The sequence below is a fragment of the Leeuwenhoekiella sp. NPDC079379 genome, from assembly GCF_044542075.1.
Classification (GTDB): Bacteria; Bacteroidota; Bacteroidia; order Flavobacteriales; family Flavobacteriaceae; genus Leeuwenhoekiella.
In genome coordinates this window covers 89,435-107,349 of sequence record NZ_JBITTU010000004.1, presented here as the reverse complement: position 1 = coordinate 107,349, position 17,915 = coordinate 89,435, and the positions used below count along the sequence as shown (strand labels likewise).

At 36.0% G+C, this 17,915-nt stretch carries 15 protein-coding genes; 11 read left to right on the top strand and 4 right to left on the bottom strand.

The features are described from left to right. Positions 1-28 precede the first annotated feature (28 nt). The 3 genes from ACIGAM_RS08805 to trkA form a co-directional block, all read right to left on the bottom strand. Positions 29-1,006 (bottom strand): YpdA family putative bacillithiol disulfide reductase, encoded by a 978-nt coding sequence (locus ACIGAM_RS08805; protein WP_396511093.1) that lies wholly within the window; start codon positions 1,004-1,006, stop codon positions 29-31. Positions 1,007-1,130: 124 nt separating this feature from the next. Then, positions 1,131-2,594, bottom strand: a complete 1,464-nt coding sequence (locus ACIGAM_RS08800) for a TrkH family potassium uptake protein (RefSeq protein WP_396511092.1) — start codon at positions 2,592-2,594, stop codon at positions 1,131-1,133. Between the two features lie 46 nt (positions 2,595-2,640). Further along, on the bottom strand, positions 2,641-3,990 hold the full coding sequence (gene trkA / locus ACIGAM_RS08795; RefSeq protein ID WP_396511091.1) for a Trk system potassium transporter TrkA: 1,350 nt from the start codon (positions 3,988-3,990) through the stop codon (positions 2,641-2,643). A gap of 127 nt (positions 3,991-4,117) precedes the next feature. Between trkA and ubiE the strand changes: the two genes are divergently transcribed. Genes ubiE through ACIGAM_RS08780 form a run of 3 tightly spaced genes read left to right on the top strand, consistent with a single transcriptional unit; the run spans position 4,118 to position 6,301 of the window. Continuing rightward, positions 4,118-4,846, top strand: a complete 729-nt coding sequence (gene ubiE, locus ACIGAM_RS08790; RefSeq protein WP_396511090.1) for a bifunctional demethylmenaquinone methyltransferase/2-methoxy-6-polyprenyl-1,4-benzoquinol methylase UbiE — start codon at positions 4,118-4,120, stop codon at positions 4,844-4,846. Between the two features lie 4 nt (positions 4,847-4,850). Further along, the gene (locus tag ACIGAM_RS08785) at positions 4,851-5,552 is read left to right on the top strand and encodes a porin family protein (RefSeq protein ID WP_396511089.1); all 702 of its coding nucleotides are present in this window, start codon (positions 4,851-4,853) and stop codon (positions 5,550-5,552) included. Then, positions 5,552-6,301: a class I SAM-dependent methyltransferase gene (locus ACIGAM_RS08780; RefSeq protein WP_396511088.1), complete on the top strand. Its 750-nt coding sequence runs from the start codon at positions 5,552-5,554 to the stop codon at positions 6,299-6,301. Before ACIGAM_RS08785 ends, ACIGAM_RS08780 begins: the two co-directional genes overlap by 1 nt. A gap of 2 nt (positions 6,302-6,303) precedes the next feature. Here the strand turns inward: ACIGAM_RS08780 and ACIGAM_RS08775 are convergent, their stop codons facing one another. Next, on the bottom strand, positions 6,304-7,020 hold the full coding sequence (locus ACIGAM_RS08775) for a TrmH family RNA methyltransferase (protein WP_396511087.1): 717 nt from the start codon (positions 7,018-7,020) through the stop codon (positions 6,304-6,306). Between the two features lie 41 nt (positions 7,021-7,061). Here ACIGAM_RS08775 and ACIGAM_RS08770 point away from each other — a divergent pair, with 41 nt between their 5' ends. The 8 genes from ACIGAM_RS08770 (at position 7,062) to ACIGAM_RS08735 (ending at position 17,876) form a co-directional block, all read left to right on the top strand. Next, positions 7,062-9,620: a BamA/TamA family outer membrane protein gene (locus tag ACIGAM_RS08770; RefSeq protein WP_396511086.1), complete on the top strand. Its 2,559-nt coding sequence runs from the start codon at positions 7,062-7,064 to the stop codon at positions 9,618-9,620. Between the two features lie 66 nt (positions 9,621-9,686). Beyond that, positions 9,687-10,754, top strand: coding sequence for a class II fructose-bisphosphate aldolase (fbaA, locus tag ACIGAM_RS08765; protein ID WP_396511085.1), 1,068 nt, complete (start codon positions 9,687-9,689; stop codon positions 10,752-10,754). A gap of 219 nt (positions 10,755-10,973) precedes the next feature. Then, entirely contained in the window at positions 10,974-11,831 is an 858-nt protein-coding gene (gene accD, locus ACIGAM_RS08760) for an acetyl-CoA carboxylase, carboxyltransferase subunit beta (RefSeq protein ID WP_396511084.1), read from the top strand. A gap of 93 nt (positions 11,832-11,924) precedes the next feature. Further along, the gene (gene rpsO, locus ACIGAM_RS08755; RefSeq protein WP_396511083.1) at positions 11,925-12,194 is read left to right on the top strand and encodes a 30S ribosomal protein S15; all 270 of its coding nucleotides are present in this window, start codon (positions 11,925-11,927) and stop codon (positions 12,192-12,194) included. Between the two features lie 197 nt (positions 12,195-12,391). Beyond that, positions 12,392-14,629: a polyribonucleotide nucleotidyltransferase gene (locus tag ACIGAM_RS08750; protein WP_396511082.1), complete on the top strand. Its 2,238-nt coding sequence runs from the start codon at positions 12,392-12,394 to the stop codon at positions 14,627-14,629. Between the two features lie 362 nt (positions 14,630-14,991). Further along, entirely contained in the window at positions 14,992-15,798 is an 807-nt protein-coding gene (gene proC / locus ACIGAM_RS08745; protein WP_396511081.1) for a pyrroline-5-carboxylate reductase, read from the top strand. A gap of 4 nt (positions 15,799-15,802) precedes the next feature. Next, complete coding sequence (gene proB / locus ACIGAM_RS08740) at positions 15,803-16,573, top strand: glutamate 5-kinase (RefSeq protein WP_396511080.1); 771 nt, start codon at positions 15,803-15,805, stop codon at positions 16,571-16,573. A 103-nt stretch (positions 16,574-16,676) separates the two neighbouring features. Further along, positions 16,677-17,876: a glutamate-5-semialdehyde dehydrogenase gene (locus ACIGAM_RS08735; RefSeq protein ID WP_396511079.1), complete on the top strand. Its 1,200-nt coding sequence runs from the start codon at positions 16,677-16,679 to the stop codon at positions 17,874-17,876. Positions 17,877-17,915: the final 39 nt, after the last annotated feature.

Sequence of the window (17,915 nt, the reverse complement as noted above, 5' to 3'; positions counted from 1 at the left end):
ACACATTCTTTAAGACATTATTAACTTTCTACGCTAATTGGGTCAACTCTGTTTTAAGATGATTAATTATCATATCTGCGTGAACCCTAGTATTTTCAATAAAGAGCTTACTGGTTTTCATACCACTGTTGATTACACCAGCTACATAAACATTTTTAAGTGGGGTTTCTAAAGTTTCAGCGTTATGAATGGGTTTTTTAGCATTTTCCTCATCAATAGGGAGACCTAGCTTCTCAAACAAACTATAATCTGGTGTGTAACCTATCATCGCTAAAACAAAATCATTTTCAATTTCTATTGCTCCATCGGGAGTATCTAAAATGACACTATGTGGTTTTATTTCTTTTACTGAAGTTTCAAAGTAGGCTTTAATAGAACCTTCTTTTATTCGGTTTTCAATATTTGGTTTAATCCAGTATTTAGTTTTAGGATAAATCTCATTACTGCGTATTGCCATAGTAACCTCAGCTCCTTTATAAAAAGTCTCTAAAGCTACATCACAGGCAGAATTTGCAGCACCTATAACGAGCACTTTTTGATTAACATAAGGATGCGGACTATCGTAAAAATGTTTCACCTTAGGTAAATTTTCCCCTGGAACATTCAGTTTACGTGCCGTATCATAAAAACCGGTAGAAATAATTACTGCTTTAGTTGTAAACTGTTCTTTAGGTGTATCTATTACATACCCTTCTGTGTTTTTTGTCATTGACTGCACAGGAGTATAAAGCATCACATTGAGCTTCCAGCTATCGTAAACTCTTCTGTAATATTCTAATGCTTCTTTACGCGTAGGCTTATCATTATGCGCCACAAAAGGAACATCACCTATCTCAAGTAAGTTAGAGGTTGAGAAAAAAGTCATATTCTCAGGAAAATTATACAGCGAATTAACTAAAACTCCTTTTTCTAAAATACAATAGTTTAATCCGGCTTTGGCAGCAGAAATACCGCAAGCAAGTCCTATAGGTCCGGCACCTACTATTATTAAATCGTAATTTTTCAAATCATTTTTTTTTGGTCGAACTAAAGAAAGTTACTCTTTAATTCTATTACACGAGTTATTGAAGATATAACGTAATTTTATTACGCTCACTAAAATCTTTAATACACCGCAAAGTTAACCGATACTAGCGGTTACGCCAAAAGAACGGCGTAAAGAGAATGAGCACTGTAAAGAGTTCTAGCCTTCCTATCATCATTAAGAAAGCACACCACCACTTCCCTACTGCCGGAAGCGCGTCAAAGTTATTTACCGGACTTAAAAGACCAAAGGCAGGCCCCACATTTCCTAGCGATGATGCAGAACCGCCAAGAGAAGTCGCAAAATCAAGCCCCATAGATGCAAGACCACAAGCCCCTATAATCCACGCGAGAAGGTAAAGAATAAAAAAGCCCAAAATATTAAAAACTATTTCTTTAGAAACCGATTTCCCATTGTGTCTTACCGGTAAAATTGCATTAGGATGTAGCGTACGCTTAAATTCAAGAATCCCATTGCGTATAATCATTAAATGCCGAACCACTTTAATACCTCCTGAAGTCGAACCTGCCGAACCTCCTAAAAACATTAACCCAAAGAAAATAATCGTTGCAAATGGTGCCCATATGGTGAAATCTGCCGATACAAAACCGGTTGTTGTAATTACAGAAATTACCTGAAACAGGCCATGACGTATTGCACTCTCATACCTACCCCAGACCATAGGATGATCTATTGAGGAAATTGAAACATCTGCACGTATGATAATAATTAATACCACCAGTATCGTGAAACCTACTGTAAAAGCAGTATACAATTTAAACTCCTCATCTTTCCAGACATTGCGCAACTTACCTTTAAATGCAAAGTAGCTTAGTACAAAGTTTGTACCTGCTAAAAACATAAAGAGTATTATAATGTATTGTACTGCAGGGTTATCATTCCAGTATGCGACACTCGCATTCTTTGTACTGAAGCCTCCTGTAGACAACGTACTCATAGCGTGGTTGATCGCATCTAAAAAAGACATTCCGGCAATCTGTAGTAGAATAGTCTCTGCTACTGTATATCCAAAATAAATTAACCAAAGTCGTTTTGCTGTATCGGTAATTCTTGGGTGTAATTTATCTGCATTAGGACCGGGAGCTTCTGCTGCAAAAAGCTGCATTCCACCTATTCCTAATAAAGGTAAAATTGCAATTGCCAGAACAATAATCCCCATACCTCCTATCCAGTGCGTGGTACTACGCCAGAACAGAACTCCGTTAGGTATAGCCTCGATATCATTTAGAATAGATGCACCTGTGGTAGTGTACCCGCTCATCGTCTCAAAAAAGGCATTTGTAAATGATGGGATAGAACCTGTAAATAAATAGGGTAAACATCCACTCAAAGACATAAAAATCCACCCAAATGTAACTACAATATACCCTTCACGCTTTTGAATTACTTTCTCGTGATCTTTTGTAAAAAACATAAGAGCAAGACCAGTAAGTAATGTAAGTAGTCCTGCAGAAATGATTCCTAAAGCGATAGAAATATCATCATAAAAATATCCTATTATCGCAGAGATCAACATAAAGCCACCATTAAACAGCAGCAATACCCCCATTAAATGGAATATAATCTTATAATTAAGTCTGGGTCTGTTTGGCATCTTATATAAACATACGTTCTACTTTATTAATAGAGCGTAATAAGCAACATACAACTATACGATCTCCTACTTTAATTGTGTGATCTCCTAAGGCTATAATACCACGACCTTCACGTACAATACCTCCTATAGTTGCAGACCTTGGGAAATCAAGATCTCTAATACGCTTACCTATAACCTGAGAATTAGGCTTTGCAATAAACTCAAGTAGCTCGGCATTCATATTATTGAGTTTAGTCATAGCAACAACATCTCCTTTACGTATATATCTAAATATATTATTAGCCGCTAAAAGCTTCTTATTAATTAGTGTATCAATCCCAATACTGTGAGAAAGCTGAAAATAATCCATATTCTCAACGAGAGCGATTGTTTTCTTTACACTTTTAGATTTTGCCACCAAACACGACATGATATTGGTCTCGCTATTTCCGGTAACGGCAATAAAAGCGTCCATATCATAAATATTCTCTTCTTCCAGCAATTCTACATTTCTTCCGTCACCGTGAATCACAAGGGTTTTAGGAAGTTTTTCAGCAAGATCAAAGGCTTTGTCATTATCTTTCTCCACTAACTTTACATGAAAATTGTGAGTGCATAAATCACGAGCAGTCTTATAGCCTATTTTACTTCCGCCTAAAATCATTACATTTTTAATCCGCTGTTTAACTTTACCGGTAAGCTTATATAATTCATCAACCCCACCTTTTACCGTCATAAAATAAACCTGATCCCCTTCTTTAAAAATAGTATCGCCTCTGGGAATTAGTGTGTATTGGGTACCCTCTCGCTGAATTGCAATAGGCATAAAATGCAATTCTGGAAAAATAAGCGCTGCTTCTTTTACACTTTTACCTACAAATGAAGCGGTGCGACTTAATGATGTACCCACCATGGTAAGTGCACCGTTCTCAAACTCATAGCTGTCGTTAAATGCAGATTGATTGAGAAGTAATTCAATTTCTGAAGCAGCAAGGCTCTCAGGAGAAATAAGCTCATCAATCCCAAACTTTTTAAAACCTGCTACTTCTTGATTTTCTATAAACTCTGTATTAGAAATACGAGCGATTGTGCGTTTTGCTCCCATTTGCTTTGCTAAAACGCAAACGGTAATATTTGTAGTTTCACTAGCGGTTACCGCTATTATTAGATCTGTATTTTCTATGCGTGCCTCTTTTAAAGTGGCAATAGAAGTTGTATCACCGCGAATGGTACGTATGTCGAGATGTGTATCTGCATAGGCGATACTATCTTTATCTATATCTATAAGTGTGATGTCCTGTGATTCAAAAGAGAGAAGTTTAGCTAAATGAAAACCAACCTCCCCGGCACCAGCAATAACAATCTTCATATTTTATTTTAAGGTAAAACCTTGCAAAGGTACGTGTTTTAATAGAGATATATTTAAAATAACTGCCATCTAAAAGAGAACTCCTGCATCAAATAACAAATACTATATTTGCCAATAAAAAACAGTTATGAGCGGTAACATAAATCCTTACAAAAATTCTGACCAGTCAAAACGGGTACAGGTAGAGAAAATGTTTGACACGATCTCTAATGAATACGATGGTCTCAACCGCGTGATCTCTTTTGGTATAGATATTAAATGGCGCAAAAAAGTGGTCGCTATGATTGCTGCCACTAACCCTCAAAACATACTTGACGTAGCTACAGGAACAGGAGATCTGGCAATTAATCTTGCAGAAACCGGAGCTAAAAAAATCATAGGGCTAGATATCTCTGCAGGTATGCTTGCTGTAGGTAAGAAAAAAATCACAGCAAATAATCTTGATCAAACCATAGAAATGGTTCAGGCAGATTCTGAAAATTTGCCTTTTGAAGATAATCATTTTGATGCTATAACTGTTGCCTTTGGTATTCGTAATTTTGAAACGCTTGACAAAGGCTTAGCCGAAATATTTAGAGTTTTAAAACCGGGAGGGCTTTTTGTTATTTTAGAAACTTCAGTTCCCACAAAAACTCCTTTTAAGCAAGGGTATACTTTTTATTCAAACCAGATATTACCGCTTATAGGCCGATTATTCTCAAAAGATAAAGATGCGTACGCATATTTGAGTGAAAGCGCATCGGTTTTCCCTTATGGAGAACGCCTCAACAATATTTTACGCAAAATTGGGTTTAATAATGTTAACGACCTACCACAAACATTTGGGGTTTCAACCATTTATACAGCATCAAAGTAGCACTATGCGCAAAGTAGTATTTTCTCTTTTACTTTTAATTTGGCTTACTCCAAATCTTCAAGCTCAGTTTTTAACACGTGAGCGTATTCTTAATGATGAGAATTTTGACAAAAAACCGTGGAGCTTCGGGTATTATTTTGGTATAAACAGATATGATTTTAACTTTGACTATAAAGAAGATCGTCCAGATATTTTTGTAGAACAGAGCTATGGCTTTAATGTAGGATTACTGGCAAATAAGCGTATAAATGAGTATATAGATTTACGCTTAGAACCGGGACTTGCTTATAATGCACGGAATTTATTATACCTTGATATTCCAGGCGAAGAAAATGATCGTTTACGCGAGCTTAACTCAACATATATATATATTCCTTTATTAGTGAAATTTTCTACAAAAAGACTTAATAACTTTAAGCCTTTTGTAGTGGGTGGTTTATCCTACTCTTATAATTTATCAAGTAATGAGACTAATCCTGATGATAATAGTGCAGGCCAGTTTAGAATGAAAAACAATACGTTTTATTACGAAGTAGGCTTTGGTATCGATTTATATTTGCCGTACTTTAAATTTTCACCTAGTATACGTGGTGTATTTGCATTAAGTGATGAACTTGTTAGAGATGAAAATCCTAATAGTTTATACACTTCAAATATTGAAGTGATGCAGTCTAGAGGACTATTTTTAAACTTTACTTTTCAATAATGTGGGAGGCTAATTTATACAGAAAGAAGCACGGCTTTGTATTTGACTATGGCAAAGATTTAATAAGTATGCTTAATCCTAAAGCAGGAGAACGCATATTAGATTTTGGTTGTGGCACTGGTGAACTTACAGCAGAAATTGCTCAGAGTGGCGCAGAACTCGTGGGTATAGATGCTTCTGCAGCAATGATTGAAGCTGCTCAAGAACAATTTGAAGCTATAAAATTTATTCAAGCCAGAGGCGAAAGTTTTATAGACACCGTACAATATGATGCTATTTTTAGCAACGCAACTTTACACTGGATTTTAAATCCCGAAGCTGCAATATCTGCTATGTATAGCAATCTAAAACCCGGCGGAAGATTACTGCTAGAAATGGGCGGTAAAGGAAACGTGGCTATAATCATAGATACACTTCAAGATGTTTTAGAAGAAAACGGATATGTAAAACAATCTAAAACCGTCAACTGGTATTTCCCAAAACTGGGCACCTACTCATATTTTTTAGAGAAAAATGGTTTTAAAGTAACTTTTGCTCATTTATATGACCGCCCCACTCAATTAAATGATCCTGAAACCGGAATTATTGACTGGCTTACGATGTTTGCCGGTAAGTATTTTACAGATATTCCTGAAAATGAAGTAGCTCAAATACGTAATACGGTACAGGATAGAGTACGCGATAGACTCTACAGAGATGGTCATTTTTATGCAGACTATAAGCGCTTGCGCATTTGCGCTATAAAATAAACTTAGCGGCGTTTAAATTCACTTACTAAAATAGCTCCTGCAATTGCAACATTTAAGCTTTCGGTAGTTGATGTGCCAAACTGTGGTATGCTTATTTTATGAGTTACAGCGTTTTCTATTTCTGATGATATTCCGTTAGCTTCATTTCCTAAAATTAGAATAGCTTCCTTGGGTAAAACCGCATCATAAACAGAAACACCATTCATAAAAGCTCCATATACAGGTAGATCTTCTGCTTTTAAATATTCGTATAAATCTGTATAAATAACATTTACACGAGTAATTGAACCCATAGTAGCCTGTATTACTTTAGGATTATAACAATCTACAGTTTGTTTAGAACACACTAAATTTTCAATATTAAACCAGTCACACAACCTAATGAGTGTTCCTAAATTACCGGGATCGCGTAAGTCATCAACAACAAGTTGCAACCCTTTTTTTTCGGTTTTGGATACCTTCGGAATTTCAAAAATCGCAAGCGCTTTTTGAGGTGTTTTGAGGAAACTTATTTTTTTAAGTTCATTTTCTGAAACGTGCTCTTTGTTTTCTTGCTCATCAAAAAAGCCTTCCATGGTAAAAAGACTATGCAGTTTAAAATGAGAGTTTAGAAACTCTTCAACACCTTTAATACCTTCTACAACAAATAACCCGTGCTGCTGGCGGTACTTTTTTTGATTAAGGCTCGTTATTAATTTTATTTGGCTTTTGCTAACCACGCTTATTATGTATTTTTGAAGTTATTTTGAGAACAGCTCACTTGCAACAACTACCGGCAAAAATAGGATTTATTATAATACTCTTGCTTACCCTTGCTTCTTGCAATGCGGTAAAACGAGTGGCAGACGGGCAATTACTTCTTACGCAAAATACGATACGTGTAAACGGAGAGGTAAATGACGCTTATAATATTAATAATATACCCTATCAACAGCCTAACGCAAGGTTGCCATTGCTTAAATCTCCTTTACGTCTCCATATCTACAACTGGGCACGACCTAATATAGACTCAATTATGCAAGCGCGTTTTATTGAAGATGAGAGCGCTCGTAAATTCTGGACCGGCGTATTATCTCGTAAGCAACTTGACAAATACATAGAATTTAGAAGTAATTTTAATCAAACACTTAAAAATACCGGCGAAGCTCCCACCATAATTTCTGAAAATCTCTCAAAACGTTCTGCTGCGCGTCTTAAAGAATATTACAATAGTAAAGGGTGGTTTAATGCAATTACAGATTATAAAATAGTAAAAGACAGTCTTGATAAACGCGGAAAAGTTGAATACACCGTAGCTACGGGCAAGCCCTACATCATAGATTCTGTAACGACATTTATAAAATCTGCTGCTGCAGACTCTATTTATAAAAAATATATAAACGACACTTTCATTAAAGAAGGAGCACAATATGAGCTACTCGATGTAAATTCTGAAACCGCGCGCCTTACTGAACTAATGCGTAATAACGGCCTATTTTATTTTGACAGAGATTACATCAGTTTTATAGGAGATTCTGTAAAAACAGGCAATAAAGTAAATCTTGAACTCTACATTAAAAACAGAGAAATACGTGCTCGCGATTCTGTTTACGAAGTGCCCCTTAACGTTCATAAAATTAGCAAGGTTAATGTAACTACAGATTACGGGTATTCTATTCGCAACAATACATTAAAAGATAGTGCGTCACTGAATGATTATCACCTGTACGCATATGATAAAATACGTTATAAGCCAAAGTACCTTACAGATGCTCTTTTTATAAAACCAGGTGATACTTATAGCGATGATTCTCGTAATAAATCATTAATCCGTTTAAGCCAGCTTAGCACATTTAGATATCCCGATTTAAGGTTTACTGAAGATCCTGATGATCCTAAAGGCACAGATTTAATTGCTAATTTTTATTTAATACCGCTTCCTAAATTTAACCTTAGGGTAGATTTTGATGTATCTACTTCAAACATTCAGAAATTTGGTATTGCCGGAGGTGGTTCGCTTCAAATACGTAATGTTTTGGGAGGTATGGAAACCTTACAGATTTCGGGTCGCGGAAGTATAGGTGCTTCAAAAGCCCCAACAGAAAATAGCACCGGCTTTTTTGACATTACCGAAATAGGAACAGATGTAAGTCTCACGATACCACGCATATTTTTTCCTTTAAAAACACAGGGATTTATCACTCCAGAAATGTCGCCCTCTACCAGTTTTACTACAGGGATAGGTGTTCAACAGAATATAGGTCTTGATAAGCAAAATATAACTGGTGGTGTAAATTTTAAATGGTCACCATCTAACAATCTAAATTACCGTTTTGATCTTTTTGATATTCAATATGTGCGTAATTTAAACGTAGCCAATTATTTTAAGGTTTATGAAAATTCTTATACTCAGCTAAATGATATTGCACAGGTATATCTTGATGCTAATAGTCCTCTACTCGACCAGAATACAAATAATCTAACAATACCAGACGGTGCGCTAGGCTTTATAAACGCTGTACAATCTAACAATATCGCAGTAACAGACCCTGAATTTTCAGATATATTTAATATTGAAGAGCGCCGCCAGCGTCTTACTGAAGACAACCTTATATTAGCCACCAGTTTCACCTATTATAAAAACACCAGAGAGAACTTATTTGACGATGAGTTTACAAGTTTTAGAACAAAACTTGAGGTTGCAGGTAATACATTAAGTGCTTTAGGAAATATTGTAGGCTTAGAAAAAAATGACGACAATGCATATCGAGTTTTGGGTGTACGTTTTTCGCAATATGTAAAAACCGAAATAGACTTTATAAAGCACTGGGATTTTGGAAATGATAATATTCTTGCATTCAGAGCTTTTGGAGGTATTGCAATTCCCTACGGAAACTCTAAAAGCATCCCATTTATACGTAGCTTTTTTGGAGGGGGATCTAATGATAACAGAGCCTGGCAGGCTTATAGATTAGGACCCGGTAGCACAGACAGTCCTAATGATTTTAATGAAGCTAACATGAAGCTGTCATTCAATTTAGAGCAGCGCTTTACCCTTTTAGGAGATTTAAAAGGTGCTATTTTTACAGATGTGGGGAATATATGGAATGCTTTAGATAATGTTACAGATCCTCAATCAACCTTTACAGGCTTAAAAAGCCTAGAAGATATTGCAGTAGGAACTGGATTTGGATTTCGATACGATTTTAGCTTCTTTGTGTTGCGATTTGACATTGGTTTAAAAACCTATGACCCGGCATTGCCTGTAGGAGAGCGCTGGTTTAAAAATACCAATCTAACTAATGCAGTTTATAACGTGGGTATTAACTATCCTTTCTAGTATTTATAAAGGGTAAACCCCAAATATTTATTAATTTTACGTTTCTAACAAAGTAAACAAAAACTTATGAGTCATAGTATCAAACCGGGAGTTGCAACCGGAAGAGAAGTTCAAGCAATATTTAAACATGCTAAAGAGAACGGTTACGCATTACCTGCTGTTAATGTTATAGGTTCTAGCACTATTAATGGTGTTTTAGAAACTGCTGCTAAATTAAATGCACCCGTTATCTTACAATTTTCAAATGGTGGAGCTCAATTTAATGCAGGAAAAGGATATTCTAACGAAAATCAACAAGCTGCAATAGGTGGTGCAATCGCCGGAGCTAAGCATGTGCATGAGATGGCTAAGCGTTATGGTGCAACTGTAATTTTACATACAGACCACTGTGCAAAAAAATTATTACCTTGGATTGACGGACTTCTTGATGCTTCTGAAGAATATTACAAAGAGCACGGGCACTCGCTTTTTAGCTCTCATATGATAGATCTTAGTGAAGAGTCTCTAGAAGAAAATATTGAGATTTGTAAACAATATCTTGAGCGTATGAGCAAGATGGATATGACTCTAGAAATTGAATTAGGTATAACAGGTGGTGAAGAAGATGGTGTTGACAACACAGATGTTGACGATTCAAAATTATATACTCAACCAGAAGAAGTTGCTTACGCTTACGAAGAATTAAGTAAAGTAAGTGATCAATTTACAATTGCTGCAGCCTTTGGTAACGTGCACGGTGTATATAAGCCGGGTAACGTAAAACTTACTCCAAAAATTCTTAAAAATTCTCAGGAGTTTGTTTCTGAAAAATATAATCTAGGACCTAACTCTATTGATTTTGTATTTCACGGAGGTAGCGGTTCTACAGTAGAGGAAATACGCGAAGGAATAAGCTACGGTGTAATCAAAATGAATATTGATACAGACTTACAGTGGGCATTTACTGAAGGTGTGAGAAAATATTTTGATGCAAATGCAGATTATCTTCAAGGACAAATAGGTAACCCTGGTGGTGACGACAGCCCTAACAAAAAATATTACGATCCAAGAGTTTGGTTCCGTAAGGGAGAAGAAGCTTTTAATACACGTTTAGAAAAGGCGTTTGAAGACCTTAACAACGTAAATACACTTTAGTATTTTTTGCTTGTCCTAAAAATTAAATAAATTGAAACCTCGGGAATTTAACCCCGGGGTTTTTCACCCTTAATAGTTATCTTTTAAAAAATACTGACTCTTATAAAAGGTTAACATCAACTTTACTGCTGAAATAAACCAACAACGATTAAGTTTTTATATCTAAATACTAGAGAATAAAGCATAATTAATGAGTCGAAAACTAAAAAGCACAAATTTATGGCTTGGTTCAAACGAAAAGAAAAAGGTATACAAACCGCTACCGAAAATAAAAAGGATGTACCTAAAGGTCTCTGGTACAAATCACCTACCGGTAAAATTATTGATGCAGATGAGCTTGCTAAAAACTTTTATGTAAGCCCTGAAGATGATTACCACGTAAGAATAGGAAGCGAAGAATACTTTTCAATTCTTTTTGATGAAGGAAAATATAAAGAATTAGATAAGAACCTTACTTCTAAAGACCCCTTAGGTTTTGAAGACACTAAAAAATACGTAGATCGTCTTAAAGATGCCGAAGCTAAAACCGGTCTTAAAGACGCAGTACGTACAGCCGTAGGTAAAAGTTTTGGTAAAGATCTTGTTGTCGCTGCTATGGATTTTAAATTTATAGGTGGTTCAATGGGTTCTGTCGTAGGTGAAAAAATTGCACGTGCAGCAGATTACTCACTTAAAAACAATGTGCCATTAGTTATAATATCTAAGTCTGGTGGTGCTCGTATGATGGAAGCTGCATTATCGTTAATGCAATTAGCAAAAACATCTGCAAAACTCGCGCAACTTGCTGAGGCTAAAATTCCTTACATCTCTTTATGTACAGATCCTACAACTGGTGGCACAACTGCCTCTTTTGCAATGTTAGGAGATATAAATATTTCTGAACCCGGTGCATTAATAGGTTTTGCAGGTCCTCGAGTAGTACGTGATACAACCGGTCAGGAGTTACCTGCAGATTTTCAGACTGCAGAATTCTTAAAAGAACACGGTTTTCTAGATTTTATATCACACCGTAAAGTACTTAAGAAAAATATAAACCTATATATAGATTTAATTCTTAATCAAGCTATACGCAATTAAAAATATCCTCTTTCTTAAAGAATTAATTGTATCTTTGCCGGCTTAATGAGATAGACTCATTAAATACATAAAAACTATTTAAATAATATTGGCATGTATCTTACTCAAGAAAAGAAAGATGAAATTTTTAGCAAATACGGTAAAGGCAAGAACGATACCGGATCTGCAGAGGGACAAATTGCGTTATTCACATACCGCATAAGCCACCTTACTGAACATTTAAAAACAAACCGTAAGGATTTTAACACAGAGCGTTCATTAGTTATGCTAGTAGGTAAACGTAGATCGTTACTTGACTATTTAATTAAGAAAGATATTACAAGATATCGTGCTATAGTTAAAGAATTAGGTTTAAGAAAATAATTCTTATTTTAAAAGGGGCAGTTTGCCCCTTTTATTTTATTTATTAATTAAAAGTCCCGCAAGGGCAAAGAAAGCTACCTAAAGGTTTTTCACAGGTCAAACACTACACACAACACAACAACAGACCTTGCCTTTCCCTAACTAGTTAAGGCATTTGATTAATTGCACGCGACGTCGTGCTACTGAAAAACATTTTTATGATTCCAAAAACTTTCAAAGAGGTTATAGACCTTGGTGATGGTAGAGAAATCTCTATCGAAACCGGTAAACTTGCAAAACAGGCCCACGGTTCTGTAGTTGTTCAATCCGGTAAATGTATGATGCTTTGTACTGTAGTCTCTAACTACAAACAAAGTGATGTTGATTTTCTTCCGCTAACGGTAGATTATCGTGAAAAATTTGCGGCGGCAGGCCGTTATCCTGGTGGTTTCTTTAAAAGAGAAGCACGCCCAAGTGATGGTGAAGTTTTAACCATGCGTCTTGTAGACCGTGTACTTCGTCCTTTATTCCCAAAAGATTATCACGCAGAAACTCAGGTTATGATTCAGTTAATGTCTCATGATGATGATGTAATGCCTGATGCTATGGCAGGTCTTGCCGCTTCTGCAGCAATTCAACTTTCAGACTTTCCGTTTGAATGTGCTATTTCAGAAGTACGCGTAGGTCGTATAAATGGTGAATTTATCATCAACCCTTCAAGAACTCAATTAGCAGAATCTGATATCGACATGGTAATTGGTGCATCTGCAGATTCTGTAATGATGGTTGAAGGTGAAATGGACGAAATTTCTGAAGAAGAAATGACTGAAGCTATCAAAGCTGCTCACGAAGCTATTAAAGTACAGTGTGCTGCTCAGATTCGTTTAGCTGAAGCCTTTGGTAAGAAAGAAGTGCGTGAGTATGAGCCAGAGCGTGAAGACGCAGATCTTGCAAAGAAAATACACGACATGGCTTATGATAAAGTCTACACAATAGCTCAAGCAGGTTCTGCAAAGCATGAACGTAGTGCTGCATTTGATGCTATAAAAGAAGAAATTAAAGCTACTTTTTCTGAAGAAGAATTAGCAGATTACGGTGGTATGGTTAATAAATACTACTATAAAGCAGAAAAAGCTGCTGTACGTGATTTAACCTTGAATGAAGGTTTACGCTTAGATGGTCGTAAAACAACAGAAATACGTCCTATCTGGTGTGAAACAGATTATCTACCTTCTGTACATGGTTCTTCTATCTTTACTCGTGGAGAAACTCAAGCGTTAGCCACAGTAACTTTAGGTACTTCTAGAGAAGCTAATCAAATAGACATGCCATCTTATGAAGGTGAAGAAACATTCTATTTACATTACAACTTCCCTCCTTTCTCTACTGGTGAGGCGCGCCCAATACGCGGTACTTCTCGTCGTGAGGTAGGTCACGGTAATTTAGCACAACGTGCCTTAAAAGGTATGATACCTGCAAATTGCCCGTATACTGTACGTGTAGTTTCAGAAGTACTAGAATCTAATGGTTCTTCTTCTATGGCAACTGTTTGTGCCGGTACAATGGCGCTTATGGATGCTGGTGTTCAATTAAAAAAACCGGTTTCTGGTATTGCTATGGGATTAATCTCAGATGGTGATTCTGGTAAATATGCTGTTCTTTCAGATATCTTAGGTGACGAAGATCATTTAGGTGATATGGACTTTAAAGTTACGGGTACAGCAGATGGTATTACTGCTTGCCAGATGGATATTAAAGTTAAAGGTCTTTCTTATGAAATACTTGTTAATGCTTTGAAACAAGCACGTGATGGTCGTTTACATATATTAGATAAGCTTACCGAAACTATTAGCGCTCCTCGTGAAGACGTTAAAGAATACGCTCCTAAAATGGTATCTGTACGTATCGCAAATGCATTTATAGGTGCTCTTATAGGACCTGGCGGAAAAGTTATACAAGAACTTCAGAAAACAACTGGAACCACGATCGTTATAAATGAAGATCCTGTTACAGAAGAAGGAGTTGTAGAAATCCTAGGTACAGGTCAGGAAGGTATTAATGCGGTTCTTGCGAAAATTGATTCTATTACATTTAAACCAGTAGTTGGTGACAGCTATAAGGTTAAGGTAATTAAGATGTTAGATTTTGGTGCTGTTGTAGAATATCTTGACGCTCCAGGAAATGAAGTATTACTTCACGTATCTGAATTAGCTTGGGAACGTACTGAAAATGTAAGTGATGTTGTTAATATGGGTGATGAATTTGAGGTTAAATACTTTGGCCTAGATTCTCGTACACGTAAAGAAAAAGTTTCTCGTAAAGCATTGCTTGAAAAACCAGAAGGTTACAAAGAGCGCGCACCACGTGAAAATAATGATCGTGGCGGCAGCAGAGATCGCGATAATCGTGGTAGAGATAACCGCAGTCGTGATTCTAGAGATCGTAAAAGAGATTAAATTCTTTCACTATTTTTAATATTTTAAAAGGAGCCTTATGGCTCCTTTTTTTATGCACCATCTTATATAAAAGTGACAATTAAAGATATTTTTAAAAATAATTTATACGATTATTAATTGTATTCAAAAAGCGGCTAAACCTGCCATTAGTACAGGGTTTGACAGTTTTTCTGCCAAAAAACGCAACTCCCTTGAGTAGTCAAAACTATTTCAATTTTAACATTTATTTTTAAAAAGCTTCTTAGACGTTAGTATAATTGCCTTAAGAAGCTACAAAGTTTCTTAATATCTGAATACTGTTGATTTTTCTATTTGTCGTACGATACTTGCAGCTATTAAGGCGAACCAATAAAGAAAACTTAATGAAAGTATTAGTATTAGGTGCAGGGAATATGGGATTGACCTACGCAGAAGGTATGGCGCAGTCACCATTTTTGAACAATCGCAAGCTAATGATATTTGATGTATCACCAGAAAAAACTGAAGCCCTATCAACCATGGCTCAGTTTGACGCTTACGATAGTATTGAAGAATGTGTACCCAAGGCAGATGTGATTTTTATAGCAGTAAAACCCTTTCATAGTCAGTCACTATTTAAATCTATGCAACCTTACATAAATGACCAGCAAATTTTTGTTTCATTAATGGCGGGTGTAACAATTAAGACAATTCAAGATGGTTTAGGTGTTAGTAAAGTAATACGTACAATGCCAAACTTGCCCGCTAAAGTAGGTAAAGGTGTTACCTCATTTACCGAATCAAAAACCGTGAGTAGAATAGAACTTCTAACCGTACGTAACTTATTAGACACAACCGGCGCTTCTATTCACGTAGAAAATGAGAATTTTATTGATGCCTCTACAGGTATATCAGGTAGTGGCCCCGCATACATATTCTATTTTATGCAATCTATGCTTGAAGCAGCACTTAAAATGGGATTCTCTGCAAACGATTCTAAAGTTTTAGTTTCGAAAACATTTGAGGGAGCTGTAACATTGTTTAATGACTCAGATTTATCACCAGAAACCTGGATGGATAGAGTTGCTTCAAAAGGTGGTACAACGCGTGCTGCACTTGACTCGATGGAAGATAATAATGTAAAAGAATTAATTAAAGATGCGGCTTATGCTGCATTTAACCGAGCTACAGAACTTGGTAAAGAAAAATAATTTTATGAGCACAAAACGTGTAGTTATAAAAGTAGGAACAAATGTTATGACCAACAAAAACAACAGAATTGTTGGTCCTGTTTTACAAGAATTAGTACGACAAATAGCAGAATTATATGAAAAAGGATACCAACCTGTTCTCGTCTCTTCAGGATCTGCAATTGCAGGTAAAGAAGTTTTAGGCGATTGTAGTTATACAGATCCTTCTACCAGAAGACAAATTTTCTCTTCGGTAGGACAGCCGCGTATGATGCGTCACTATTATACAATGTTTAATAGTTTTGGCATGCATTGCGCACAGCTATTAGCCACAAAACGTGATTTTGCTCCGGGAAAACACCGTGAAAACATGATAAATTGCTATGAAGGTTTGTTATCTGAAGGTATTGTCCCAATAGCTAATGAAGATGATGCTGTATCGCTTACGATGTCGATGTTTACAGATAATGATGAGTTGGCAAGTCTGGTAGCAGAATTAATCAATGCTGATGCATTAATTCTACTAACAGATACAGATGGTCTCTATACAGGTCACCCTGATGATGATGACTCTCACAAATTAACCGAAGTACATCCTGAAGAGAACGTAGAGCAATATGTTCAGGAAAGTAACAAGGCTGAAGGTGAAGGGCGAGGTGGTATGAGGTCAAAACTTAAAATCGCTAAAGATGCTGCCAGAAAAAATATAACCTGTTATATCGCAAATGGTAAAAAACATAATGTGATACTTGATTTGCTTGATGGCAAAAATATAGGTACTAAATTTTCTTCTTAAGAAAATAAAAAAAGATGGTTTTTAATCTAAAATCATCGCCTGTTAGAAGTACAGGTTTTTTAAATATCCTATTTGGGTAAAATATTAACCGAAAATTAGAAATATGAAATTACTCTCAACAGAGATAAAAAATAAAGTTCTTGATTCTATGATGCACATCATACAATTAAGAGAATCTGAAATACTCGAAGCAAACAAAAAAGATTTAGAGGCTTTTAATCGTGATGATCAAGCTCTTTACGACCGTTTAGTTGTGAATGATTCTAAAATAAAAGGAATGATTCAGGCTATTAAAGAAGTAAAAGAGCAAGACGACCCTGTAAGTCAGGAGATATCAAATATCACCTTAGACAGCGGTTTAAATATTGTCAACAAGACTGCTCCGTTTGGTACCATTATGATCATCTATGAATCCCGACCTGATGTTACTATCGAGGCGGCTGTTTTAGCATTTAAAGCCAACAATAAAATCCTTTTAAAAGGTGGTAAAGAGGCCTATAATAGTAACGTTGTTTTAGTTGACTGTTGGAAACAAGCCTTGCGCGAAAATAGTCTTGATGAGTCCTGGATAACTATGTTACAGATGAACCGCGACGAAACTCAGGAATTCTTAAGAAACCCTGACCAACCATTAGATTTAATAGTACCTCGTGGTGGTGAGCGTCTTATCGATTTTGTAAAACAGCATGCAAAATGTGCCGTTTTAATAAGCGGTAGAGGAAACAACTTTTTATACGTGCATCCCGAAGCAGACTGGAAAAAAACTATTGATGTAATTATAAATGCTAAAACCGATAAGATTTCAGGTTGCAATGCATTAGATAAAGTACTAGTAGATACTAATCTGCCAGAATATGAGTCACGCTTGCGTGAGTTAAATGAAATTTTAAACGCTAAGGGTGTTGAAGTATTAGCTGATACCATTTCTAAAGATGTGCTTAAAGACAATGAAGTTTTACCCACAGAGGATACGTGGTATGAAGAATTTCTAGCAATGAAAATTGTATTGGGCGCAGTTAACGGTATAGATGAAGCTATGACAAAAATAAATACGTATAGTGGTGGTCACTCCAGTACAATTATGACTCAGGATGTGGAAGCAGCAACACGTTTTATGGAAAATATAGATACTGCTGCCGTCTATCATAACGCTTCGACGCGCTTCACAGATGGCGGTCAAATGGGTGTAGGTGCAGAACTTGCTATAAGCACAGATAAATTACATCACAGAGGTCCTTTAGGACTTAAGCAATTAGTAACTAATAAGTATTACGTTTATGGTGATGGTCATATTCGTATATAATAATTATATATACTAAAAGAACTCGTTTTAGAGTTATTT